General features: G+C 66.4%; 18 protein-coding genes and 1 CRISPR repeat array (1 of these 19 cut by a window edge). Of the genes, 9 read left to right on the top strand and 9 right to left on the bottom strand.

All coding sequences use genetic code 11. The features are described from left to right. Nucleotides 1-74: 74 nt before the first annotated feature. From CCR84_RS06305 to CCR84_RS06295, 3 genes are all read right to left on the bottom strand, one after another. Nucleotides 75-2,270 carry a CHAT domain-containing protein gene (locus CCR84_RS06305; RefSeq protein ID WP_201210642.1) on the bottom strand — a complete coding sequence of 732 codons (2,196 nt, stop codon included), beginning with the start codon at nt 2,268-2,270 and terminating at the stop codon, nt 75-77. A gap of 8 nt (nt 2,271-2,278) precedes the next feature. After that, nucleotides 2,279-3,742 carry a metallophosphoesterase gene (locus CCR84_RS06300; RefSeq protein ID WP_201210640.1) on the bottom strand — a complete coding sequence of 488 codons (1,464 nt, stop codon included), beginning with the start codon at nt 3,740-3,742 and terminating at the stop codon, nt 2,279-2,281. A gap of 161 nt (nt 3,743-3,903) precedes the next feature. Further along, a complete protein-coding gene (locus tag CCR84_RS06295) occupies nt 3,904-5,082 on the bottom strand; it encodes a Wadjet anti-phage system protein JetD domain-containing protein (RefSeq protein ID WP_201210638.1) in 1,179 nt (392 codons plus the stop codon). Nucleotides 5,083-5,327: 245 nt separating this feature from the next. Here CCR84_RS06295 and CCR84_RS06290 point away from each other — a divergent pair, with 245 nt between their 5' ends. Further along, nucleotides 5,328-6,881, top strand: a complete 1,554-nt coding sequence (locus CCR84_RS06290) for a helicase HerA-like domain-containing protein (RefSeq protein ID WP_201210636.1) — start codon at nt 5,328-5,330, stop codon at nt 6,879-6,881. A 63-nt stretch (nt 6,882-6,944) separates the two neighbouring features. Here the strand turns inward: CCR84_RS06290 and CCR84_RS06285 are convergent, their stop codons facing one another. From CCR84_RS06285 to CCR84_RS06260, 6 genes are all read right to left on the bottom strand, one after another. Continuing rightward, nucleotides 6,945-7,397, bottom strand: coding sequence for an acyl-CoA thioesterase (locus CCR84_RS06285; protein WP_201210634.1), 453 nt, complete (start codon nt 7,395-7,397; stop codon nt 6,945-6,947). 215 nt (nt 7,398-7,612) lie between these two features. After that, a complete protein-coding gene (locus tag CCR84_RS06280; protein ID WP_201210632.1) occupies nt 7,613-8,020 on the bottom strand; it encodes an acyl-CoA thioesterase in 408 nt (135 codons plus the stop codon). Between the two features lie 75 nt (nt 8,021-8,095). Further along, a complete protein-coding gene (locus CCR84_RS06275) occupies nt 8,096-9,241 on the bottom strand; it encodes a lipocalin-like domain-containing protein (RefSeq protein WP_201210631.1) in 1,146 nt (381 codons plus the stop codon). Between the two features lie 17 nt (nt 9,242-9,258). After that, the gene (locus tag CCR84_RS06270) at nt 9,259-11,844 is read right to left on the bottom strand and encodes an ABC transporter permease (RefSeq protein ID WP_201210630.1); all 2,586 of its coding nucleotides are present in this window, start codon (nt 11,842-11,844) and stop codon (nt 9,259-9,261) included. A gap of 10 nt (nt 11,845-11,854) precedes the next feature. Continuing rightward, nucleotides 11,855-12,541, bottom strand: a complete 687-nt coding sequence (locus CCR84_RS06265) for an ABC transporter ATP-binding protein (RefSeq protein WP_201210629.1) — start codon at nt 12,539-12,541, stop codon at nt 11,855-11,857. 251 nt (nt 12,542-12,792) lie between these two features. Continuing rightward, complete coding sequence (locus tag CCR84_RS06260) at nt 12,793-14,247, bottom strand: ATP-binding protein (RefSeq protein WP_201210628.1); 1,455 nt, start codon at nt 14,245-14,247, stop codon at nt 12,793-12,795. A 496-nt stretch (nt 14,248-14,743) separates the two neighbouring features. On the opposite strand from CCR84_RS06260, the gene cas3 reads away from it, so the two are divergent. The 8 genes from cas3 to cas2e are packed head-to-tail and all read left to right on the top strand — an operon-like array spanning nt 14,744 to nt 23,524. Further along, complete coding sequence (cas3, locus tag CCR84_RS06255) at nt 14,744-17,536, top strand: CRISPR-associated helicase Cas3' (protein ID WP_201210627.1); 2,793 nt, start codon at nt 14,744-14,746, stop codon at nt 17,534-17,536. Beyond that, complete coding sequence (casA, locus tag CCR84_RS06250) at nt 17,533-19,179, top strand: type I-E CRISPR-associated protein Cse1/CasA (RefSeq protein ID WP_201210626.1); 1,647 nt, start codon at nt 17,533-17,535, stop codon at nt 19,177-19,179. Before cas3 ends, casA begins: the two co-directional genes overlap by 4 nt. Before the next feature lie 9 nt (nt 19,180-19,188). Further along, a complete protein-coding gene (gene casB / locus CCR84_RS06245; protein WP_201210624.1) occupies nt 19,189-19,683 on the top strand; it encodes a type I-E CRISPR-associated protein Cse2/CasB in 495 nt (164 codons plus the stop codon). Between the two features lie 47 nt (nt 19,684-19,730). After that, nucleotides 19,731-20,795: a type I-E CRISPR-associated protein Cas7/Cse4/CasC gene (cas7e, locus tag CCR84_RS06240; protein ID WP_201210622.1), complete on the top strand. Its 1,065-nt coding sequence runs from the start codon at nt 19,731-19,733 to the stop codon at nt 20,793-20,795. A gap of 5 nt (nt 20,796-20,800) precedes the next feature. Further along, nucleotides 20,801-21,559: a type I-E CRISPR-associated protein Cas5/CasD gene (gene cas5e / locus CCR84_RS06235; protein WP_201210619.1), complete on the top strand. Its 759-nt coding sequence runs from the start codon at nt 20,801-20,803 to the stop codon at nt 21,557-21,559. A 2-nt stretch (nt 21,560-21,561) separates the two neighbouring features. Further along, on the top strand, nt 21,562-22,278 hold the full coding sequence (cas6e, locus tag CCR84_RS06230) for a type I-E CRISPR-associated protein Cas6/Cse3/CasE (protein WP_201210617.1): 717 nt from the start codon (nt 21,562-21,564) through the stop codon (nt 22,276-22,278). Between the two features lie 45 nt (nt 22,279-22,323). Beyond that, nucleotides 22,324-23,250 carry a type I-E CRISPR-associated endonuclease Cas1e gene (gene cas1e / locus CCR84_RS06225; RefSeq protein ID WP_201210615.1) on the top strand — a complete coding sequence of 309 codons (927 nt, stop codon included), beginning with the start codon at nt 22,324-22,326 and terminating at the stop codon, nt 23,248-23,250. Further along, nucleotides 23,231-23,524 (top strand): type I-E CRISPR-associated endoribonuclease Cas2e, encoded by a 294-nt coding sequence (gene cas2e / locus CCR84_RS06220; protein ID WP_201210612.1) that lies wholly within the window; start codon nt 23,231-23,233, stop codon nt 23,522-23,524. The genes cas1e and cas2e overlap by 20 nt, the downstream gene beginning before the upstream one ends. 89 nt (nt 23,525-23,613) lie before the next feature. Continuing rightward, nucleotides 23,614-24,104: direct repeats of the CRISPR family, unit length 29 nt; unit sequence GCGTTCCCCGCACCCGCGGGGATGAACCG; it runs 4,358 nt beyond the window's last position.

Below are 24,104 nucleotides of genomic sequence, written 5' to 3'. Positions count from 1 at the left end.
GCGGGAGAGATCGGCGTGCCGAGCGACATCGCCCGGCGATCGTCAGCAGGTCGACGCCTGCGCCAGTTGGGGCGCTAGTCCGTGCCGGGCCCTTCGCGCTCGCCTGTCGGCTGGCAGGGTTCAGCACCCTCGTCGCCGGGCGCGACGCTCGCGACGGGGCTGTCGAGGTCTGTGCCTGCCTGGCGAGCGAGGTCGGGCGAACTCGCTTCCCCACCCCCGCTGGCGGGCAGCCCGGATGGCGAATCTCCATCGGGGTGCAGGGTCTGCACTGCCACTTCGACCAGCGCGTCCCAGCGCTCATCCCTCCACTGCCGGTGGTAGCGCCGGAGCTGGTACTCGAGTGCCTTCGCGGGCATGGGAGCGCGTCCCTCCAGACGCCGGATTTCGTGGATCGCGTCCTCGATTTCCTTCGCTGCACCGGCCGGGTCGAAGGCAGCGCTGTAACGAGCGCCGAGCAGGCAGAGCTCGACCACCGTGGTCAGCGCCCAGGCTTTCTCTTCGTCCTGCCCGCGCCGAGTTTCGCCGCGCGCGAGCTTGAGCGCGACCAGCCACAGGTCTTTCTCGTCGATTCCCATTGGCATCCGGGCCGGTGTCTTTGCGGGCTCAGTGACGGCGTTGAGTGCGAGGAACTGGGTGGCCAGCCAGGTCGATGCGGGATCCTGCTCCAGCGCGTCAAGGTAATGGTCGCGGCTCGCGCGGTAGGCGTTTTGTGCGGCGGCAAGCGCCGGCGCTGCGTCCGCCAGGGTCGGCGCGATCGTTGCGTAGGCGACGCCGAGCCGCTTCTTCCACGCCGCGCAGCGCGCCAGCCGCTGCGCTGCAGCAGCCTTCAGCTTGCAGTCGCCGCCGTCGCCGCCGACCGTTGCCAGCCAGCGTTGCAGTTCGGCGTCCGTCTCGCGTTCCATCCCGGCGAGCTCGTCGAGCGGAGGCCTGGCTGCGCTCGCGTCGCCATCGGGACTTCCCGAACGCAGCCTGAGGAGCCGGTCCGCAGATTCCGGATTGACTCGCTTGATCGCGCGGTCCAGCTGGTCGAGCTTGACGTCCAGCCGCGCCTTCATCTGCTCGTCGCGGAAACGCTGCACCTGCTGCACGAAGTCGTCGGGAAGGGTCGCGTAGGCGACGATGCTCGCCCAGTCGTGCGTGTTCGGACAATCGGTGCGCAGTTTCTGGCGCAGTCCGTAGAGGACCCAGCGCGGGTCCTCGCCGTTGAGGATTCCCGAGAACAGTTCCCGGGTGGCGATCGCCGAGGCCCTCATCCATAGCGGGAACTGCGAGGCGATCACCCACGGGATGCCTGCCGCGTGCAGCGCGTGGGCGACGCTGCCGCCGGGGGTGAGCGTCGAATTGAGGTTGCCCGAGTCGCAGGTGGACAGCGAGACCAGGGTCGGGACGTGTCCGCCGTCGCCTGCGGCGTCCTTGCCGGTCAGCGTGAACGCAAGGCTCTCGCCGTCGACAAATTCAGGCTGCGCCCTGTCGTCGTGTTGGCAGAGCGCGACGCCGTAGCGGCGGTCGCCGGCGATGCTGATCGGCGCACCGTGCGCGAGGATGTGCACATGCGTGAAGTGCTCCCCGGTGCAGGCCTTGCGGATCTCCTGCAGGCTGGCGTCGGGTAGGACGGTCAGGAACTGCTTGATCTCCTTGAGCCGGCCCTGCGCGTCGTCCTGCATCTTCAGCCAGGGCTTGATCGCTTCGTGCAGTGCGCGCAGATGCTGTTCGGCCGGCACCGGCGGATACTCGGGGGGCGAAGCGAAGGCGAACAGGATTTTCGGACGCCGGTTCCAGTCCAGGGGAAGCGGTCGGCCACGCCGGATTTCGCGGGTGATCGACACCGGCGTGTTCGACTGCAGGAACAAGGGTGAGCCGAAGCCGGGGAAGCCTGCCGGTGAGATCGCCGTCTCGAAAGGCACCATGCCGAGTTCGCTCGCCGACAGCGACAGGCGCAGGTGCACCAGCTGACCGCCCTGGCAGCGTGCCCGGCTCAGCTCGGCGAGCAAGGCCGGGATGCTGCCGAGGACGTCGCCGAGCAGGCGCCCCATGTCGAGCAGTTCGCCCTGCCGCTGCGCGCTCTGCGCTTCGCTCGGCGTGTTCTCCTGGGCTTCGTAGCGCAGCCGCTGCAGGCGCAGCAGCAGCTGATGGTGCTCGAACGGCAGGTGCACGCTGACCGGGCTGTCGCCGCCGCACAGCGCGATGTAGGGAGTCAGCGGCGACAGCAACTGGTTGTGCGCCGGACCGGCGCGGACCAGTTCGAGGGTGACGCCATGGATCGAGTTCATCGCCGACCTCACGGGAATTGTCTGACGAGCAGGGGCGTACCGCTCGCGTCGACGTGGTTGAGCTTGCCGACGGTGACGCCGTTTTCGACGCCGATCGCCACCGAACTGCTCTGGTCGAGGACCAGCGGCTTGCCACCGATACGCGCGGCGTCGAGCTCGCTCATCTGGCCGCGCTTGAGGATCTGATAGAGCGGCGCGAAGGCGGCACGGTCCGCGAGCAGCGTTTCGTCGAAGTGGATCAGCCGGATCCAGGTGCCGCTGTTGAAGTAGTAGCGGCCGCCGAGGTCGATCGCGCGCTCCAGGTGCGTGTGCCCGGTGACGACGAAGTCGACCGCCTGGCCGAGCTTGGCGACGACCTCGCTGCAGGTCTCGTCGCGATGCCCGAGGTCGAGGCTACGATCCTGCCGCCACCAGTCGAGCAGCGCCATGCGCAAGGCTTCCTCGGGGCTGATTCCGCTCAGCCAGCCGGTCAGGCGGTCCCAGAGCAGCTGCGTCACGCCGAGCGGCGCGTCGCCGAAGGCCTTCGCCGGCGGCGCCGGATCTTCGAGCGCCAGCAGCATCTCGTCGCCGCTGCGTCCCTGCCCGAAGCCGCGCATGCTCTGCCGCACGTTGGCGCCGAGCAGCGCTTCGAGGGCCGGCGGCCCGCTGCTCGGCGGCGGCCGCTGCAGGCCGTCGGCCGACAGCCGCTGGTCGACCTGCACGTCGCCGCCGATCCTGGCGCCGACGATCGCCGGCAGCTTGGCGATCTTGCCGAGTTGCGACGGATCGATCGCGAGCAGGGTGCCGATCGCCGTCGCCGTTTCGGGCTTCAGCAGGTCGATCCACGCGTATTTGCGCTTCACCTCGTTCATCACGTCGCGCACCAGTCGCGTGCCGGCGTTCGGCGTCCATTCGTCGAGGTAGAGGTGGCGGCCGCTGTTGATCCGCCGCGCGACGCGCGCGATGTCCTCGTAGCGGTTGAAGTTCCACGGGTCGACCTCGTTGCCGTGGGTGCAGAACACGCGCGCGTTGCCGACCGTGCACGCATAGCCGGCGCCTGTCGTCGAGAACTCGACGCGCGCCCGCGCTGCGGCGTTGTCGCCGCACAGGCGTTCGAGCAGTCGCCGCTGCACCTGCGGGAAGGCGAGCTCGATGTCGTGGTTGCCGATCACCAGCACCAGCTGGCGCCCTTCGCGCCTGACGAAGGTCGCGAGCGCGTCCCACACCGGCCGGAAGTGAGCGTCGCCCATGATGCGCTCCAGCGTCGGCAGCGCGTCGTCGACCGCGACGTAGCCGGCGATGTCTTCGGCCAGCGTATCGATCACGTCGCCGTTGAGGACCAGTGCGACGCGCTGCTCCGGCCGCCGAGCCCCGACCCAGCTGATGAACTTGGCCAGCCGCGCCGTCTCGCGCAGGACCTGGAAGCCGGGCTTGCCGCCCATGTGGATGTCGGAGATGACATGGATCTCTTCATGGGTGGGAAAATCGTTCATCGGCGACCCCTGGGGAATGACGAAAGGCTATGCCAGCTTAGCACACCCGACCGATCGCCTGCGCAGGGGCGCGAACGACTGCAAACTTCAGCGCTCGACCCGATGCGCGAAGGCAGGGGCGGCAGCACCCTGCCTGAAGGTTCGAGCAAGAGCGGTCGGCTTCAGCCCTGCTTCAGCACCCTGGCGACCGCCTTCCTCACCCACTCGAAGCCGATTCTTTCCTGTTCGAGGCGCAGGTTCGGGCGGATTTCGTCCCTGCGCAGTTGCTCGAACAGCGCGTGTTCTTCGTCGGTCAGGCGGGAGAGTTCGTGGCTGACCGGGTCGGCTTCTTCGCCCCACATCGCCTCGTGCGCGAACAGGGTCCGCGGGTCCATCAGCAGCGACTCGACATGCTCGAAGCGCGCGCGCAACTGATCGAGGATCGCGAAGCCGTGCGTGTCGATGTCGCCCCAGTAGAGGATGCGGCAGCGCTTGAGCCATCCGGCGCGCGCCAGCGCCTCCCAGCCGTAGCCGGCGCCGAAGACGACGATCGACGCCTCGGCTGGCGGGAAGCAGAGGAAGTTGATCTCGTTCTCGGTGATGAAGACGCGCGCGAGCGGCAGTTCGAGCGCTGCGAAGCTGTCGGCGTCGAGCGTGAGGTCCGAGAGCGGCAGTCCCGGCAGCAGCTTCGGGTCGAGGGGACGGAAGCGGATTCGCTGCGGTTTTTCGCGGAATCCGTAGCGCTGCGCGAAGCGGCCGACACCCGAGTGTTCGACGTCGATCGCCGCGGGCGGCAGGACGAGGTCGAACAGTTCGCCGAGCACGCCGCGCTGTGCCTCGATGAACTTGCTGTCGATTCCGGGCAGGTCGACCTGGCGCAGGTAGATGCCCGGACGCGGGTGCCGGCGCATCCAGGTGACCACGGCGAGCAGCTTGTCCCACTGCGCCTCGACGTCGAGCGCCTGCAAGGGGCGCCTGTCGAGCCAGGCCAGCAGTTCGGGCTGGCGCTCGCGCGTGCGCTCGACCATCCGCTTGAAGCGCGCGTAGTCGTCGCGCTTGCCGATCAACGCCAGCGCCTCGTCGAGCTTGCTGATGTGCACCCATTGCGGCAGCCGCTGCCGGCCGACGATGCGGTGATTGACTTCGCGCCAGAGGATGCAGACGTGGGGCAGCTTCTCCAGCTCGCGGATCCAGCTGCGCACCGCGTCGAACTGTTTGCCGAGATCGTCGGAAGCCGGCCCCTTGAGGACGAGGCGCAGCGGGAAGCGGCTTTTTTCGTCGATCGCTTCGCGCAGCAGTTCGCCTCGTTCCCACAGGCGGGAAACCTGGGCCTTGAGTTCGCGGGCGCTGGTCCAGCTCATGTCGGCAGAGTCTCCGCTGGTCGGGTCAGCTTCTGTGTGCGGTATTCTTTGCTCGAGCGCTTGCGCAGCACGTCGAGGGTCTGGAAGTCGGGGAACATGCGATCGGTGGGCTGATGCTGGGCGCGGGTTGCTGGTGGCAAGTACGCGATTGTGGCGCGGTTCCGGGACGCGTGCTACCCGGCATGCGCGGCAGCCCGAATGCTCCTGCTAGAATCGTCGCTCCTGTGTCGCTGGAACCGAACATCATGACCGCTCCCCTCGCTATCGCCCGCCACGGAACCACCACCCTCGCGCTCTTGCCCGCACTGGCCAACCGCCACGGGCTGATCACCGGTGCCACCGGCACCGGCAAGACGATCACCCTGCAGCTGATGGCCGAACGCTTCTCGGCGATCGGCGTGCCGGTGTTCATGGCCGACGTCAAGGGCGACCTGTCCGGGCTGGCGGCGCCGGGAAGTCTGTCGCCGAAGCTCGCGGCCCGGATCGAGTCGCTCGGCATCGACGACTTCGCGCCGGCGCAATTTCCGGCGGTGTTCTGGGACGTCTTCGGCGAGCAGGGCCATCCGGTGCGCGCGACCATCTCCGACCTCGGCCCCGTGCTGCTCGCGCGGCTCCTGAACCTCAACGAGACGCAGACCGGCGTCCTGCAGCTTGTCTTCAAGATCGCCGACGATGCCGGCCTGTTGCTGCTCGATCTCAAGGACCTGCGCGCGATGGTGCAGCACGTCGGCGACAACGCGAAGAGCTTCACCACCGAGTACGGCAACATCTCGGCGGCTTCGATCGGCGCCATCCAGCGCGGCCTGCTGACCCTCGGCGAACAGGGCGGCGAGAAATTCTTCGGCGAGCCGATGCTCGACATCGACGACCTGATGCAGACCGAGGATGGGCGCGGCGTGATCAACATCCTCGCCGCCGAGAAGCTGATGGGCTCGCCGCGCCTGTACTCGACCTTCCTGCTCTGGCTGCTCGCCGAACTGTTCGAGCGGCTGCCGGAAGCCGGCGACCTGGACAAGCCGAAGCTCGTCTTCTTCTTCGACGAGGCGCACCTCCTGTTCAACGCGGCACCGCCGGCGCTGCTGGAAAAGATCGAGCAGGTGGTCCGCCTGATCCGCTCGAAGGGCGTTGGCGTCTATTTCGTCACGCAGAACCCGCTCGACATCCCCGACACCGTCCTCGGCCAGCTCGGCAACCGCGTCCAGCATGCGCTGCGCGCCTTCACCCCGCGCGACCAGAAGGCGGTCAAGGCGGCGGCGCAGACGCTGCGCGCCAATCCGCGCTTCGACGCCGAGTCGGCGATCACCGAACTCGGCGTCGGCGAGGCGCTGGTGTCCTTCCTGGACGAGAAGGGGCGGCCGAACGTAGTCGAACGTGCATTCATCATGCCGCCATCTTCGCGTATCGGGCCGCTATCTGGTGCCGAACGTCAGGCCCGCATCCAGGCCTCGGCGCTCTACGGCCACTACGAGGCCGCGATCGACCGCGAATCGGCTTATGAAAAGCTCAAGGGCATCCCGGCGGCGGGCAGTGCGGGAACTGGGGGGGCTACTGCCGCCGCTGGCGGCGGCAATGCGCAGACCGAAGAATCGGGCGGCTGGTTGAGCAGCCTCGGCAACACGCTCGGCGACCTGCTCGGCGGCGGTGATGCGAGCCCGGTCAGGAGCCGCGCCCGCGGCGGCGACTCGGTCATCGCTGCCGCCGCCAAGAGCGCCGCGCGCTCGATCGGCTCGCAGGTCGGCCGCGAGATCGTCCGCGGCGTGCTCGGCTCGATCCTCGGCGGCGGCAGCCGGCGGCGCTGATCGCCGCTGCAGAGCCCGCTTCGGGGCTGCCGCCCCTCCCACGAGCTCGTCCCGGCTGGCAGGCTAGTCCCCTGCCCAGCCGACCTCGCGCAGCGCCTCCTCCTCGCTGGCCACGATCGCGAAGGCCGTCGCGACTTCCTCGGGGATGCGCTGCGGGCGGCCGTTCTTCAGGCTGACGAAGGTCCATTGCGTTTCGGCGCGCGCCAGTATCCGCCGGTCCGACTCGCGCAGGAACAGGGTCTGCCGCGGGCTGCTGCGCTCGCTCATCGCCGACACCCAGGTGAGCATCACGATCGCATCGCCGAGCATGGCCGGGCGCAGGTACTCGATGAAGTGCGACTTCACGTACCACGAGGCGCCGAGCGTCAGGTAGCGTTCCAGCGGCCAGCCTTGTGCCGTCGAGTGCTCGATCGCGATTTCCTGCAGCCAGCGCAGGTACTCCTGGTTGTTGACGTGCTCGTGCACGTCGATCGCGTCGGCGCCGACGCTGAGGCGTTTCAGATGGACTTTGGGCATGGCAGGGCGCCTCAGGTGGGTCGACGCTGACTTCCGGACGCCGACGATTCATCCTGCAAAAAGCAGTCGGCCACGAAATTCACGAAAAAAACCAACTCATTCAAAGGGTTCGATATCGCGGAGGCAACCCGACGGCTTAAACCCTTAAGCACCGCGAACCCATGTCTCGTTGCGTGGCTTTCGTGTTTTTCGTGGCTGAAAAGAGTTTTCAGGGCTCATTCGAGGAAGGCCGAAAACTTCGCGCGCCACTCGTCGTCGATCTTCACCGAGCGCATCGTGTCCAGCGAAATCATCACCAGCTTCAACTGGATGCGCACGCGCTCCTGCTCGCCGCACCAGGCGATCACCGACAGGCTCAGCGACGAGTTGCCGAGCTCGGTCACGTGCAGCGCGAACTCGAGGACTTCGCCGTAGGTGCTCGGCTGCAGGAATTCGACGTTGAGGCGGACTGCCGGCACGCTCAGCCGGAGCTTCTCCTGGAACTGATGGAAATCCACTCCCAGCGCCTCGCGGAACCAGTCCTCGACCAGTTCGTTGCACAGTTCGGCGTAGCGCGGGTAGAAGACGATCCCCGCCGGGTCGCAATGCGAGAAACGTACGTTCTTCTTCTTCGTGAACACCATGCTTGCCTTCTTCCGTCATTTTCGGGGGGCATATTGTGCGGCAAGCGGCGAGGGCTTGGCTAGCCGCCCGCGCCTTCAGCCGACGCGGATGCGCTCCCCGTAGCCGGTCATCTCCAGGTAGCCGCGGCCGCCCGGCCCGTCCTCGCGGCCCTCCTCCTGGAGGCGCACCGCGCCCTCCCAGTAGATGGCGCCGGTGCTGCGCCGACTGTCGAGTTCCTGGTCGTCGAGCAGCGGCAGCAGCCGGAAGCTGCGCCGGCCGACGCGGATCCGCCATTCGACCGGGTATTCGATGCCGGTGCGCGGCGAGCGCCACTGGCGCAGCGGGACGAACTCGACCGCTTCCGGCGCCAGGATCTCCGAGGCGGGCGCGCGCTGGCCGGCGCCATCCGCCCCGCGCGCACTCGCGGCCGCGCGCAGTGTCGCCGCCGCCCACAGCGTTCCCTGCCGATGGTCGCGCAGGCGGAAGGCCATCAGCGCACCGCCGTCGTCGAGGTTGATGCCGATCCAGTCCCAGCCCTGTGCCGCCGTCGGCAGCAGTTCGCTCGACCATTCGTGGTCGAGCCAGGCGCGGCCGCTGACCGGCTGCGCGCGTCCGTCGAGGCTGAGCGTCCCGCTCACCGCGAGCTGCGGCCGGCTGTAGTAGTAGCTGGCGTGGCGTGGGTCGGGCGCCTTGACGCTGAATCCCGCCTTGCCGTTGAGCAGGGGTGGCGCGTCCGGGCGCAGGTTCAGCGCATAGGCGAATTCCTCGCCGCGCACTTCGGCGCGGTAGCTGTCGCCGACGAGCGCGAAGCGCCAGTCGCCGACGCGGACGTCGGTCGTCTCCTGCGCATAGGTGGCGCGGCCGAAACCGCTGCGCGCCGAGCGCTGGTCGTGGCGCAGCCGACCGTGGCGCGGGTCGGCGATCGCCGCGTGCGCGAGCAGCAGCTGGCGCGGTGCGAAGGCGCTCGGGTTGTCCTCGCCGATGCCGGTGCGCACACGGAAGAAGGTGATCTGGAAGCCGAGCGGGCTGCCGTCGGCGAGCTTCAGCCAGCCGGTCGCGTACCACCACTCGGTGCGGAAGTCCGGGTGCGCGCCGTGGTCGCGCGGGAATACGAGCTGCCGGCCGGGGAGCACCGGCGCGAAGGCGGTCGCTTGCTCCTGGCCCGCGCCCGCCTGTCCGGCCGCCCATGCGCGCAGCGCCGGAAACGCCGCCAGCGCCAGCAGGAATCCACGTCGCTTCATCGTTGCCTCATCGTCGTTCACCAGTCCTCGCGCACGGCGAGCACCGCATCCTGGCGCATCGCCTGGCGGCCGGCGAGGACTGCCGCCAGCGCGGCCAGGGCGACGAGGCCGAGCGCGAACAGCGCCAGCGACCCCCATGGCACGCGCAGGTCCATGCTCCAGTGGAAACTCTGCCGGTTGACCACCTCGATCAGCACCAGCCCGATGGCACCGCCGGCGAGCAGGCCGCCGAGCACGCCGACGCCGGCGGCGAGCGCACCTTCGAGCGCGAGCATCTTGCCGATCTCGCGCCGCGCAAGGCCCAGGTGCCTGAGCATCCCGAACTCGCGCCGGCGCGCGGCGGCCAGCGCGGCGAAGCTGGCGGCGACACCGGCCAGGCCGATGGCGACGGCGACCGCTTCGAGCAGGTAGGTGACGGCGAAGGTGCGGTCGAAGAGGCGCAGGCTGAGCGCGCGGATCTCGTCGGGCGGCGCCACCTCGATCGTCCCCGGGGCCGCCAGCGCCAGCAGCGCCGCGCTCACTGCCTGCATGTCGGCGCCGCGTGTGAGGCGGATCGCCGCGTCGTTGGCGAGGCGGTCGCCGGTGAGCCGCCGGTAGTCGTCGAGGTCGATCATCACCGTCCCCGTCGGCCGCGAATAGTCGGTCCAGATGCCGGCGACGTGCATGCGCACGAGCCTGCCGGCGAGCGGGAAGTCGACCTGCTGCCCGGTGCGCCAGCCCTGGGCGTCGTGCACGGCTTCCGAGATCCACAGATTGGGTTCGCCTCCGGAAGCGGCCGGATCGGCGGCGCCGACCAGCGCCAGCTCGCTGCCGTCGGGGACGACGGGTCGCGCGACCAGGGCCACCGGCGGCTGTTCCGGAGCGAGGCGCACCTGGTCGAGCCGGGTGAACTCGACGCTGGCGATTCCCGGAACGGCGGCGATCCGCCGCTGCAGATCCTCGTCGAGGTAGGTGCTGCTCGCCGTTCGTCCCGAGCGCAGGTAGAGGTCGGACGAGAGCACCAGTTCGAGCCAGTTGCCGACCGAGTCGCGGAAGGAAGTGACCATGATCGCCATCGCCGCTGCCAGCGCGACGCTGGTCAGCACGCCGGCCGCGGCGACCACCGCGTGCCCGGGCGCCGCCGCCAGCCGGGCGATCGCCAGCCGTGCCGGAACGCTGCCGCGCGCCGGCAGATGGCGGGCGATGGTGGCGGCAACCGTCGGCAGCAACATGATGCTGCCGGCGAGCAGCCCGAGCACAGCCAGATAACCGCCGATCGGCAGCTCGTCGCGCGGCGGGATCGCGCAGGCGGCGAGGCTGGCGAGCAGGACCAGGAGCGCCAGGTGCGGATGCCCGTGTCCGCCCGGCAGCGCCGCCTCGTCACCGGCCTTGAGCGCCTGCGCCGGCGACACGGTTGCTGCCTCGCGCGCCGGCAGCCAGGCGCCGCCGACGCCGGCGACGATGCCGAGCAGCACGTAGAGCGCCGTCACCGAGGGTTCGAATTCGAGCTTCGGCGTGAGGCCGGCGAAGAAGCCGGCACCGAGGTCGCCGCCGAGCAGCGCCAGCAGCGCCGCGGCCAGTGCATAGCCGAGCGCGGCACCGGCGATGCCGCCGGCGAGACCGACCAGCGCACCCTCGGTGAGCAGCCAGGCGAACAGGCGCCGGCGGTCGAGGCCGATCGCGCGCAGGAAGGCGAACTCGGTGCGCCGGCGTACCACCGACAGCGCCTGCGCCGAGAAGACGAGGAAGCCGCCGGTCAGGAGCGCCATCGCCGCCAGCAGGGTCAGGTTCACCCGGTACGAGCGCGACAGCCGCGAGGCCTGGCTCTCGCCCGCCTGCGGCGGCTCGGCGATGACGCCCGCCGGCAGCAGCGCCTGCACACGGGCGCGGGCGGTCCCGGCGTCGACGGCCACCCATTCGTCGCGCGCGACGAAGGCGGAGTCACCTGCGCTTCCCGGGGGCGGCACCTTCTCGGCCAGGCGCAGGTCGATGCGCGAGAGCAGGCCGAGCTTGCCGAAGCGTTCCTGCACGGCGGCGATGTCCATCAGCGCCAGGCGCGGATTGTCGGCCGCACCGGGGATGTCGCCGGCGACGCGCAGCGCGACCTCGCCGGCGCCCGCCTGCAGCCGGAGCGTGTCGCCGGGTTTCACGCCGAGCGCGTCCTGCGCCGCGCGCGCGAGGAAGATCGCGTCGTCGGCAAGGACAGCGAAGCGTTCGCCGTCGTTCGAGACGCCGCTCGCAGGGCTGGCCGCGGCCGGCCTGGGCAGCAGCGCCGGCGTCACCTGCGCCAGCGCGAACACGTCGACGCCGACGAGTTGCAGGCGCTGGTCGCCGCCGGCTATCTGCGCATCGATCTCGACGATCGGGCTCGCCGCCATCACTTCGGGGAGCGCGGCAACCTGCGCATAGCTCGCCTCGGCGAAGCCGCCGCGCGCGCCGACCACCTGCAGGTCGGCGTCGCCGCTCATGCTGCGCATGCCACGCGCGAATTCGGCGAGCGCCGCCTCATGCACGACCTGCACCGCCATGCCGAGGCCGACGCCGAGGACGATCGCCGCCAACGAGAACAGCGTCGCCAGCCGGCGCCGGGCGAGCGAGCCGAGAAAGACGCGGGCGAGACTCATCCGCTCACCCTCAGGCGTCGCGCGAACGCTCTTCGCCCGACTCCAGCTCGCTGAGTCCGTCGGCGGAGAGGCGCAGGATGCGGTCGGCGGTCGCCGCCGCTTCGAGCGAGTGCGTGACCAGGATGCCGATCGCGCCGGCGCTGCGGATGCGCTCGCCGAGCAGCGCCAGCACGCGCGAGCCGTTGGCCGGGTCGAGGTTGCCGGTCGGCTCGTCGGCGAGCACCAGCCGCGGCCGATGCACGAGCGCGCGCGCGATCGCCACGCGCTGCATCTCGCCACCCGAAAGCTCGCGCGGCCAGCTCGCGGCACGCTCGCCGAGACCGACCGCGTCGAGCAGCTGCTGCGCCGGCGCCTCGGCCGCAGCGCCCTCGATCCCCTGCAGCCAGAGCGGCAGCGCGACGTTCTGGCGCACGGTCAGGTGCGGCAGCACGTGGAAGGCCTGGAAGACGAAGCCGAGCTTGTCGCGGCGCAGCCGCGTCAGCGCGTCCTCGTCGAGCCCCGAATAATCGACCCCGTCGAGCGCGAGCCGGCCGCCGTCGGGCCGGTCGAGGCCGGCGATCAGGTTCAGCAGCGTCGACTTGCCGACCCCGGATTCGCCGACGATCGCGACGTATTCACCGGTCTGCAGGTGCAGCGACAGGTCTTGCAGCACGCTGCGACCGTTGAAGCGGCGGGAGAGCGAGTCGATGTCGAGCATGGCGAAGGGGCGGCGAGGGGCGGAAGGTGAGTGCCTTTATAACATTGCCGGGGCTCGTGTCGCTGATGGCGCGGCTCCCCCCCAAACGCGGGGATGTTCGACCGCTGCGATTGCCGCGGAGTGAATCAAAACCCGATCAAAACTTCCCGCGTCCATTCGTTGCTGGTAACTCTTTGTTCTAAATGGATTTCTGCCTTGAGGCAATGTGCTTTCATGAGTCTCTGATCAAACCTCGATCAAAACTTGCCAACCTAGGCCCAGAAGGGGACATAGCCCGAGCGCGGGTAAGCGGGGTCTGCGGCCCGGATCAGTTCAGCTTGCAGCGATTGACGGATCACAGCGGAAGCTTGTGCCGCGTTTTGCGGCTCGATGCCAAAGCGCTCGCGCAAAGTCGAATTGGTCATCTTCCGTCCGCTCACATATTTTAAGGCAGCATGCTGGTAGCAGGCTCTAACCCGCTCCTGCGGCGTCATTTCAGCGAACTTACGTGGCGCATACAACACAGCCCGAACAGCGTCGCCCTCCACGCGAAAATCCGGCGGCGGCAACTGATGAAGTTCGACGGCCACGATCACTTTGTCAATCCCGGTTCCCTGCTCCTCACACAGACGCATGCGGCGCATCAGCGCCGCCAGAGACTCGTTACGCGAGCGTGGCGGAAAATCCAGGAAGCGATCCGGCTGCACCAGCGGCAGCCCGGGATTGGTGATCTCCAAGCGGTCGGAGAACATCTCCACCAGAGGGCCTGCGCCGGTTATGGTCATGTCCTGATGGATCAGCGCGTTCGCCACTAGTTCGCGGATGGCAATGGCTGGGTACAATGGGCGTTCTTCACGGAAAGCCTTGCCGATGTACTCATTACGCGGCATCAGACCATCGATGTAGTCGATAAGCGCAGAAAAACCCAGGGCATAGCCTCTTTGTCCGTCGTGTCTGTGGGTCACCGTGTCGGCACGCCCAGGGCCGTGGTAGGCGACGAAACGGATGGCCTTGCGGGCAATCGAGGACGGGAAATCCGCCAATTGTCTGGCGAACAGCACCGCACCGAGATTGGTGATGTTCCAGCACCCACCGACGTCCGCCTGGATCAGATGATCGGCCACGAGCTTGTCGAAAATGCCGGTGCGGTTGTCTGGCAGACGCTGCCCGGTGAGATCGAAATAGGCCGCATAGTCCAGACGAGCGAGCACTTCATCGCCGCTGAGAAACTGTGCGGCGATGCCGCTTTCCCAAGCGTAGGGTTGCAATGTGGCCCAAAGTGCCTTGAGGCGCTCCGGGTGATCTGACAAGCGGGGTGTGGCGCTGCCGATGCGGATGTAGGCCTGCCGGTCGAACTCTACTGGACTGCTGGTGGCAGCCGGGATTTCCAGCAGCACCATTCGCTTGCCCCGGTAATCCAGCACCTTGAAGGTAAAGGCAATGGCGGGTCGCAGATGCTGTGTGAGCCATAACTCCAGAGGCTGGTTGCTATGCTTGTGGCTGGAAGGCTCGAAGGTGGTACCGATGGCAGCGTGGTCGGCGTCACGTACCCCCCACAGCAGGTAGGCGAAGGGCTTGTCTGCCAACCGTGCTGCATTGGACATCGCCGAAATGCGTTTGCCGATCATCTCCGCATCGGCATTGTTCTCCTTGAACTCAACCCATGTCGTTTCAGCCGGCAGTGCAAGCAACTCATCCACCAATGCCAAGGTACGTGCGCCGCTCATGCCTTCTTCTCTCTCCCTTTCCGGGCGGTCATCTGTGTGTAAATCCGGACGCGTCTCTCAGGGCGCTCAGTGCCTTTATAACATTGCCGCGGCTCGTGTGGCTGATGGCGGATGGTGTGGCCAGAGCAGCCCACCTCCGGGTTCAAGGTCAAATCTCGGCCAAGGACCTCCTTGATTCGGGCCTTACAGACCTCACGTGTCCGGCCGCTCTCCGTTGCTATCGGAGCGCTCTTTTTCGGCACGGCAGCAGCCGCGAATGTGCATTTGACATTATCTGGCTTGCCTGCCAGATCGCCTGAAGGGCGGATTTCATCTCAGAACGAGAATGCGATCGTGCTGGGAATACGCCATTGAAGAATTTTCAAGGCATTTTTTTCGGCCCAAGTGTTATTCTCTCCGACTGCCACGAAATTTTTCTCCAACTTCTTTGCAGGATCACCGGGTGAGTCACTGACCGTTGGGTAGCGGTCGATATCTCCGGTGCAAGAGGCTTCGAGTGACCGTTCCGAGTTATTTCAAGTACTGGGGAAAAGCCAGGCCTGCTGGCGATGCCACGACGGCTTGTCATCTGCTTCCGTATCACTGTCTCGACGTGGCTGCCGTCGGCGCCGTCTATCTGCGCCGGCACCACTCCCTGCGGCGATTGCTGATGCAAGCCTTGCAGGTATCTTCGGAAGAAGCGCTGATCGGTTGGCTGGCTTTCTGGCTGGCGCTGCACGATCTCGGCAAGTTCTCGGAAGCTTTCCAGAGCCAGATCCCGGACCTCTTCCTCAAGTTGCGCGAACGTGCGCCTGATCCCGGCAAGCCCTATGGCCGAATGCGTCACGACAGCCTGGGCATGCTGATGTGGAACAGTCAGTTGCTCGATCTCGCCAAGTCCGATGGCTGGTTCGGCGCGGATAGCGAAGACCGGGAAGAGGGGCTCGCATGGTGGGCGCGAGCAGTGACCGGGCATCACGGAGAGCCGCCGCGCTCGGTGAGCATCGGTTGGAAGAGTTTCTTCGATCCACAGGAAGATCGCGCCGCGATCGTGGAATTCGTCGGCGAACTGCGTTCGCTGCTGCTCGCTGGTGATTCCGCGAGCGTCGCTTCGCTACTCGAAGCCGACTTGTTCGAGTTGATAAGCCAGTGCCTTTGCTGGTGGGTTGCCGGCGTCACCGTTCTTGCCGACTGGCTCGGTTCCAACACCGATTACTTCCCGTACTGCGACGATCCTATTCCCCTGTCGGACTACTGGCTGCTCGCGCAGGAGCGCGCAGAGCAGGCGCTGAGCGAGTCGGGTGTTCTGCCGCCGAGCGGTGCGACTGAACTCGGCTTCTCCGAACTGTTTCCAGCTATCGCGCAGGCGTCGCCGCTTCAAAAGTGGGCTGCCGAAGTCGAACTGGCGCCGGGGCCGCAAATTCACCTGCTCGAAGACGTCACCGGCGCCGGCAAGACCGAGGCAGCGATGATGCTCGCTCACCGGCTGATGGCCACGGGGGCGGCCGACGGCTTCTTCATCGGCCTGCCGACCATGGCAACGGCTAACGCGATGTATCAGCGAATCGCCGCCGTCTATGCGCGACTCTTCGCCAGCGATGCAAGCCTGGTCCTCGCGCATGGCAACCGCAAGCTCGTCGAAAACTTCGCCGCCTCCGTCCTGCGCGCCGGTCCCGAGGAATCCGATTCGGCGCAGCAAGACGAAAGCGCGAGCGCGCGCTGTAGCGCCTGGCTCGCCGACCACAACAAACGAGCGCTGCTCGCTCCGGCAGGAGTCGGCACCGTCGACCAGGCACTGCTTGCCGTCCTGCATAGCAAACACCAGTCGCTGCGCCTGCTCGGCCTCTTCCGCAAGGTGCTGGTGGTCGACGAAGTTCACGCCTGTGATCCGTACATGCTGACGGTACTGGAATCCCTGCTCGAATTTCACGCGCTCGGCGGCGGCAGCGCGATCCTTCTTTCGGCAACCCTGCCGGCGGGAATGAAGCGGCAGTTGCTCGGTGCGTTCGCCAGAGGGCGGCGGCAGAAAGCGCCGCCGCTGACGGCCAACGACTTCCCGCTGGTCACTGCCTGGCAGAGCGAAGCGCCCGACCAATGCGTGCAGCAAGCCATTGCGACGCGCGACGACGTGCGCCGGGAACTGGCGATTCACTACGTCAGTGACGAGGCAGAAGTCCTCGCCGGAATCGGCGCGGCGCTCGCCGCCGGCAAATGCGTCTGCTGGATGCGCAACACCGTTGCCGATGCGATTTCGGCCTACGAACACTTCCGCGACCTGCTGCCGGCAGAAAAAATGATCCTCTTCCATGCGCGCTTCAGCCTGGATGACCGCCTGCGCATCGAAGAGGCCGTTCTGCATCACTTCGGCAAGGACAGCACTCCCGAACTGCGCGCAGGTCGTCTCGTCATCGCCACTCAGGTCGCCGAACAGAGTCTTGACGCCGATTGGGACTTCATCGTCACCGATCTGGCGCCGATCGACCGCATCATCCAGCGCGCCGGGCGCTTGCAGCGCCATCCGCGCGACGGCACCGGCCGGCGCCTGCCCGATCCGCGCGAGCGCGACCAGCGTGGTCCCGCCTGCCTGTGGGTCTTCGGCCCCGCTTGGGACGAGCAGCCCGGACCGCGCTGGTTCAAGGAAGCGTTTCCGAAAGCCGCCGGAGTCTATCCGCACCACGGTCGCCTGTGGCTCACCGCCAAGCACTTGCGAGCCGGCAAGGTATCCATGCCGGAAGACTCGCGCAGCCTGGTCGAAGGCGTTTTCGGCGATGAAGCAGCGCTCCCCGAAGGCTTGCAGGGCAACGCCAACAAGGCCGTAGGTGCCGACTATTCGGCGATCAGCATCGCCCAGCAAAACGTCGTCAAGCTCGCCACTGGCTACGTGCGCGGGCAGGTGATGGACTGGTGGAGCGAAGCGAAGACCCCCTCTCGGCTTGGCGACGCGAGCATGTCGGTGCTGCTCGCATGTTGGGACGGCGACCGTCTGCGGCCCTGGGTCTCTCACCCTGAGATTCGCGCCGCCTGGGCTTACAGCAGCCTTCGCGTCGCCGAGCGCCTGATCGCACGCCGCGCCAGCGCCGCCGACAGCACGCGGGAAGCGGCCATCGCCCAAGTCGAGCAGAGCCTGCCCGGCAAGGGCGCTTGGTCCGTTCTGCTGATCCTGGAGCAGACGAAAAACGGCTGGCAAGGCAGCGCCTGGACCGCCGAGGCCGACAAGAAACCCGCGCAGTTGCTGCACTGGGTCTATGACCCGCTCACCGGACTGAGCCAGCTCGCTCAGGACCAGACTGTTTCAGAGGAGGCGGAATGAATCTGCTGAATGAAAAATGGATGCCCGTTCGGCGCCGCAATGGCGAGCGCGATTGGGTCGCTCCTGACCAGCTTGCCGACCCGGACATCCTTGCTTTCGATGCGGACCGGGCAGACTTCAACGGCGCGCTCGCGCAGTTCGCGATCGGACTGTTGCAGACGACGACCCCGGTCGAGATGACCGGGCAGTGGAAGCAATACCTGCGATCGCCGCCGGATCGCGAGACCTTGCAGTCGTGGTTCGCTCCGGTTGCCGGCGCGTTCGAGTTCGCCGGTGACGGTGCGCGCTACATGCAGGACTTCAGCCTACGCGCCGGTGACGGGACTGAAAATTCGATCGGAGCACTATTGATCGAGGCCCCTGGAGAGAACACGCAGCGCAACAACAGCGATCACTTCATCAAGCGAGGGCAGGTCGAAGCGCTTTGCCCGGCCTGCGCCGCAGCAGCACTGACGACGCTGCAGATCAATGCGCCTGCCGGTGGTGCGGGAATTCGGACTGGTCTGCGCGGCGGTGGCCCCCTGACGACCCTGTTGCTCAGCCAACCGCCGCGCAGTCTGTGGCAGAACCTCTGGCTCAACGTCAGCGAGCGTTCGCAGTTTCTCGCTCGTGGCGGCGACGCGAGCACGCAGGATGCGTTTCGCACTTTCCCCTGGCTCGCTGACATCAGCGCGATTCAGAAAGCTGGCGGCGAAACGGCTCCGGCAATGGTTCATCCGCACCACGTGTTCTGGGCAACGCCGCGGCGAATCCGTCTCGACCTCGAAAACGTCGTTGCCGGGTGCTGTGACATCTGTGGACGGCATTCGGGAGGCCTGATACGGCGCTACGTGACCAAGAACCTGGGCCTCAACTACAAGGGACCGTGGGACCATCCGCTTTCGCCGTACTACGAAACCAAGCAGGGCTGGCTCCCCTTGCATCCGCAACCCGGTGGCCTCGGCTATCGTCATTGGTTGGCCTGGGTGCTCGGGCAGCAGACCGACAAGAAGCACCAGCGACCGGCCGAGATCCTGAACCGGGCGATGAACCTCACCGGACAGGAGCTCGGCGTCAATCTGGGCATCTGGGCTTTCGGCTACGACATGGACAACATGAAAGCCCGTTGCTGGTACGAGTCCACGCTTCCGCTCTATGGATTGGCCGACTGCGGCAAGGATGGCCTCGAATCCCTTCGGGACGCGGTATCGACCTGGCTGGCGGCGGCCGAACTGGTCGCGTCTTTCTTGCGTGGTGCGATCAAGGACGCCTGGTTTGACCTCGATGCAAGAGGCGACTTCAGTGCTGTCGACGCCAGCTTCTGGGGACGGACCGAGGGGGCTTTTTATCGCCAGCTTCGTTCAGCCATCGAAACGCTGCTCGCCGATGAAACAGCCGAAATCAACGATCTTGCGACGCGCGAGCGCTGGCTTGCGCAGCTCGACAAGGCCGCTCGCGATCTCTTCGACGGCGTGTTCGTCGGTACCGGCCAGATCGAACGGCAGAAGCCGGCGCGTGTTGCGGCGGCGTTCAAGCAACTGCAAAGGAACCTGCACGGGCCGAAGCTGCGGAAGGAGTTGCGTCTGCCCGATCCCGAGCCGCCGCCCGCGAAAGCAGCAGCGAAGGGCAAATCAACGAAGAAGGCCGCCAAAACCGCTGAATAAGGAGGATACATGTCGGAACTCACCCCCGTAATCGACAAACTGGCTAGTTGGTGGCACGGGCTGGAAGACGCGCGTGGCGATCGCGCGTTGCTGCGGCGTGCTGGATCACTGACCGACGTGGCCTTGTCGGCGCCGTACCAGCGGCTTTATCGCCAACTCGTCGCCGCGGGTTGGGACAGCCAGTCTTCGGACGAGCGCAATGATCGGCTGGCCGCCGTCGTCGGTCTGCTCGCCCACGTCAAGGAAGACAGTCAGCAAGCGCTGCCGGAGGCGATGAGCGCGCGACCCCGCGTTGAGGACAAGCCGCCGGTCAGCGAGTTGCGCTTCCAGCGTCTGCTCGAAAGCCCCGACATCGAATCGCTGTTTTCATCGCTGCGCCGCGTGCTGCCGTTGATGAACAACCGCGTCGATGTGAAAGCCCTGGCCAACGACGTTCTCTACTGGGGCGACTCGATAAAGAAACGCTGGGCCTACGACTACGTCTGGCCTCAGAAATCCCGATAGCCGCATCTTTCCATCTCAAGCATTCGACCACTTTCAGGAGATCATTCATGTCGCGCTTCGTCCAACTGCATGTTCTGACCAGCTATCCGCCCTCCAACCTCAACCGCGACGACACCGGCCGTCCGAAGACCGCGCTGATGGGCGACGCCCTGCGCCTGCGGATTTCTTCGCAAAGCCAGAAACGCGCGTGGAGAACTTCCGACGTTTTTGCGAGCGCGCTGTCGGGCTACATCGGTACGCGGACCAAGGACATGGGCAAGGAAATCTACCAGTCGCTGAAGGACGCCGGTGTCGCCGAAAAGAACGCGCGTGAGTGGGCGCGAGCGATTGCCGGACAGTTCGGCAAATCGAAGTCCGACAGCAAGACCGACAAGAACGAAGATCTGCAAATCGAGCAACTGGCGCACTTCAGCACCGAAGAACGCGCGGCGATCGCAGATCTGGTCAAGAAACTCGCCGAGCGCGGGAGCGCGCCGACCGCTGACGAGCTGGCGCTGCTGCGCAAACCGAGTCGCTCGGTCGACATCGCCATGTTCGGGCGCATGCTCGCCGACAGCCCGGCGTTCAACGTCGAAGCCGCCGTTCAAGTCGCGCACGCGATCACCGTGCACAAGAGCGCGGTCGAGGACGATTACTTCAGCGCCGTCGACGATCTCAACAGCGGCCTCGAAGACAAGGGCGCCGCGCACATCGGCGAGCGCAGCTTCGGTGCCGGGCTCTTCTATCTCTACGTCTGCATCAACCGCGAGCTGCTCAAGGAAAACCTCGGCGGCGACGAGGCACTGACCGAAAAGGCGCTGGCAGCGCTGATCCATGCCGTGACCAAAGTCTCGCCGACCGGGATGCAAAACAGTCACGCCTCGCGCGCCTACGCGAGCTACGTGCTGGCCGAAAAAGGCGACCAGCAACCGCGCTCGCTGGCACAAGCTTTCCTCAAGCCGGTGAAACCCCACGCAGACGAAGACATCCTGGAAAAGGCCGTCGTCGCGCTGCGCAAGCGTCAGCAGAATTTCGACAAGGTCTACGGCGAATGCGCCGACGCCCGTTACGAAATCAACGTCGAGGATGGCACGGGATCACTGTCCGAACTGGTCTCGTTCGTGCAAGGGTGAGCGCAATGACCTTTCTGGTCTTTCAACTTCAGGCGCCGCTGGCGTCCTGGGGCGATACGGCGGTCGGCGAATATCGCCCCAGCTACGACTACCCTGGCGAGTCGGCACTGGTCGGCTTGCTCGGCGCCGCCTTGGGGGTTCGTCGCGAAGACGAAGCGGCGCACGCCGCCCTGCGCGATGGATACAGTTTTGCGGTCGGTCTCCAGTCGGCTGGAACGCTGCTGCGTGACTACCACACGGCCCAGGTTCCGAGCGAATCCGACCTCAAAAAGCGACCGCGCGCGACCCGGCGCGACGAACTCAATCTGCCGAAAGAAAAGCTGAACACGATCCTGTCGACGCGCGACTACCGGCAGGATGCCGCCTGTCTCGTCGCCGTGCAGGCGCGGGCTGGCGCACCGCATCCGCTCGAAGACCTGGCCCAAGCGCTGCGCAAGCCCCGTTTCGTCCTCTACCTCGGACGCAAGTCCTGCCCGCCGGCGGCGCCGCTGCACCCCTTGCTGAGCGTTGACGACAACGCCTTGGCAGCGATGGAATTCTATCGAGCAGCGCTACGCAGCGAACGCGCGCAGCACGCGGACAGGTGGGGCAATGCGCCGCTTGAGGACGAACGCGACATCGTTCGCCTGATCTGGGGCGATGGAATCGAATCCGGAGCGACAGCGCATCTTTCCCCCCGGCGCAAGGATCGTCTGTTGCGACGTCGAGGCTGGCAATTCACCGACCGGACCGAACACGTCGCGCTGTTGCGTGAGGAGGTGTGAGCATGTACTTCAATCTGATCGAACCGATTCCCGGAGAGGAGCGCCAAGCCGCCCACGAGTGGATGGGCGGACCGTATGCCGAACACCAGTGGCTATGGCGCTTCTTTCCCGCCGAGCGGGGAAGTCCGCGCGACTTCCTCTTCCGGCGCCGCGATCTCGATGGGGGCCCGAAGTTCTACGTCGTCTCCGCGCGCCCGCCGACAGCCCCTGTCGGCGCCTGGCGAGTCCAGAGTCGCGAATACTCGCCACAAGTTCCTGCCGGTGCGCGTCTCAGCTTCGAGTTGCGCGCCAACCCGGTCGTCAACCGCATGATCGAGCAGAAACGCACGCGGCACGACGTGGTGATGGACGCCAAGAAGCGCATGCTCGCCGAGCGCGGACTCGCCAACTGGAACGAGTGGACTGCCGATCGACGCACGGCGGCAGGCGACGCCGACCCACCTCCCGCACTCTACGACCTGGTGCACGAGACCTGCGCCGACTGGCTGGCGCAGCGAGCGGAAAAGCACGGCTTCGCGGTCGACGCACCGACGCTGCTGGTCGAGGCCTATGAGCAGCACGGCGCCAAAAAGAAAGCCGAACTGCGCTTCAGTACCGTCGATTTTCGTGGCGAACTGACCGTGACCGACGCCGAAAAATTTTCACTGGCGCTACGCAAGGGCATCGGTCCGGCGAAAGCCTTCGGCTGCGGTCTGCTGCTCGTGCGTCGGCCCGGATGATTCCGCCGGCGACCTCGGTGCGGCGATAAATCAGAGCGAAACCTCATGTTGCCATCCCTGAAACCCATTCCGATCAAGGAACGGCTGTCCATCGTCTTCGTCGAAAAAGGCGAAATCGACGTCGTCGACGGCGCTTTTGTGGTCGTCGACGCGCAAGGAACGCGCGTTCGGCCGGTACTCACGCACATCCCGGTCGGCGGTGTCGCCTGCATCATGCTGGAGCCGGGAAGTCGCGTCTCGCACCGTGCAGCAGCCCTCGCGGCGCGCGTCGGGACTCTGCTGGTCTGGGTCGGCGAGGCCGGAGTCCGCCTTTACTCCGCCGGCCAGCCGGGAGGGGCGCGTTCCGATCATCTTCTTTATCAAGCGCGCTTGGCGCTCGATGAAAACCTGCGTCTCAAGGTCGTGCGCAAGATGTACGCGGTGCGCTTCGGCGAAGAGTCGCCACAGCGGCGCAGTGTCGAACAACTGCGCGGGATCGAAGGCGCGCGGGTGCGCAGCACCTACCAGTTGCTGGCGCAGAAGTTCGGCGTCAAATGGTCGGGCAGAGACTACAACCCAGACAACTGGGACGCGGCAGACATCACCAATCGATGCCTGTCGGCGGCGACGGCAGCCCTCTACGGTGTGACCGAGGCCGCAGTCCTCGCCGCCGGTTACGCACCGGCGGTCGGATTCATCCACACGGGCAAGCCGCTGTCGTTCGTCTACGACATTGCCGACCTCTACAAATTTGAAACGGTCGTTCCCGCGGCGTTCAAGATCGCTGCCGAAGCGCCGCCCAACCCCGAGCGGGCGGTACGACTGGCGTGCCGGGATGCGTTTCGCCAGACGCGCCTGCTGGAGCGGATCATTCCCGACATCGAGGAGGTTCTCGCCGCCGGAGAAATTCCCCGCCCGCAAGCGTCTGCGGACGCGGTCGGCCCAGCCATCCCAAATTCGCAGAGTATCGGCGATGCTGGTCATCGTTCTTGAAAACGCCCCGCCCCGGCTGCGTGGCCGGCTGGCGGTTTGGCTGCTCGAAATCCGGGCCGGGGTTTACATCGGCAACTATTCGCGTAAGGTACGCGAACATATCTGGGCACAGGTCGAAGAGGGCATTGAAGACGGCAACGCGGTGATCGCCTGGAAGACGAATAACGAAGCCGGCTTCGAGTTTCTCACGCTCGGCGCGAACCGCCGCCTGCCGGCTGACTGGGATGGCGTTCGCTTGGTGAGTTTTTACCCGGAAAAAGACGTCGATCTTTAAGAATCCGGAAAATTACCTCGTCATCGGCTTTGGTTGGTATTTTTTGAGGCTCGAAGAATTTCCATGTTTTTCATGGAGATGGAAGAAGTGCGTTCCCCGCACCCGCGGGGATGAACCGCAGGCGGCCAACGTGGGGTCGGCTACGGCTGCGCGTTCCCCGCACCCGCGGGGATGAACCGTTCATGCGGTTGGCCCAATCAATCCGGGCCAGGCGTTCCCCGCACCCGCGGGGATGAACCGTCCCACATTACCGGGGACGTGGTGGCGCATTAGCGTTCCCCGCACCCGCGGGGATGAACCGCCTTTTGGCCTTCCCGGCGTTCCCAATGGCGCGCGTTCCCCGCACCCGCGGGGATGAACCGATCGGCGGCTTCCACTACGCCCCTGGCGGTAAGCGTTCCCCGCACCCGCGGGGATGAACCGGGCAGGATCTGGCGGCAGGGCGATGCCCGTGTGCGTTCCCCGCACCCGCGGGGATGAACCGGTGTCGCAACAGATTTCGAGTTTTCAGCAGACGCGTTCCCCGCACCCGCGGGGATGAACCGCACGCCAGATCGTCGAAATTTGTCCTGCCTCTGCG

Origin of the sequence: Rhodocyclus purpureus (assembly GCF_016653115.1) — a bacterium.
GTDB classification, from domain to species: Bacteria; Pseudomonadota; Gammaproteobacteria; order Burkholderiales; family Rhodocyclaceae; genus Rhodocyclus; species Rhodocyclus purpureus.
The sequence above is the reverse complement of the archived record's forward strand: the minus strand, read 5'-3'. Positions and strand labels throughout refer to the sequence as shown.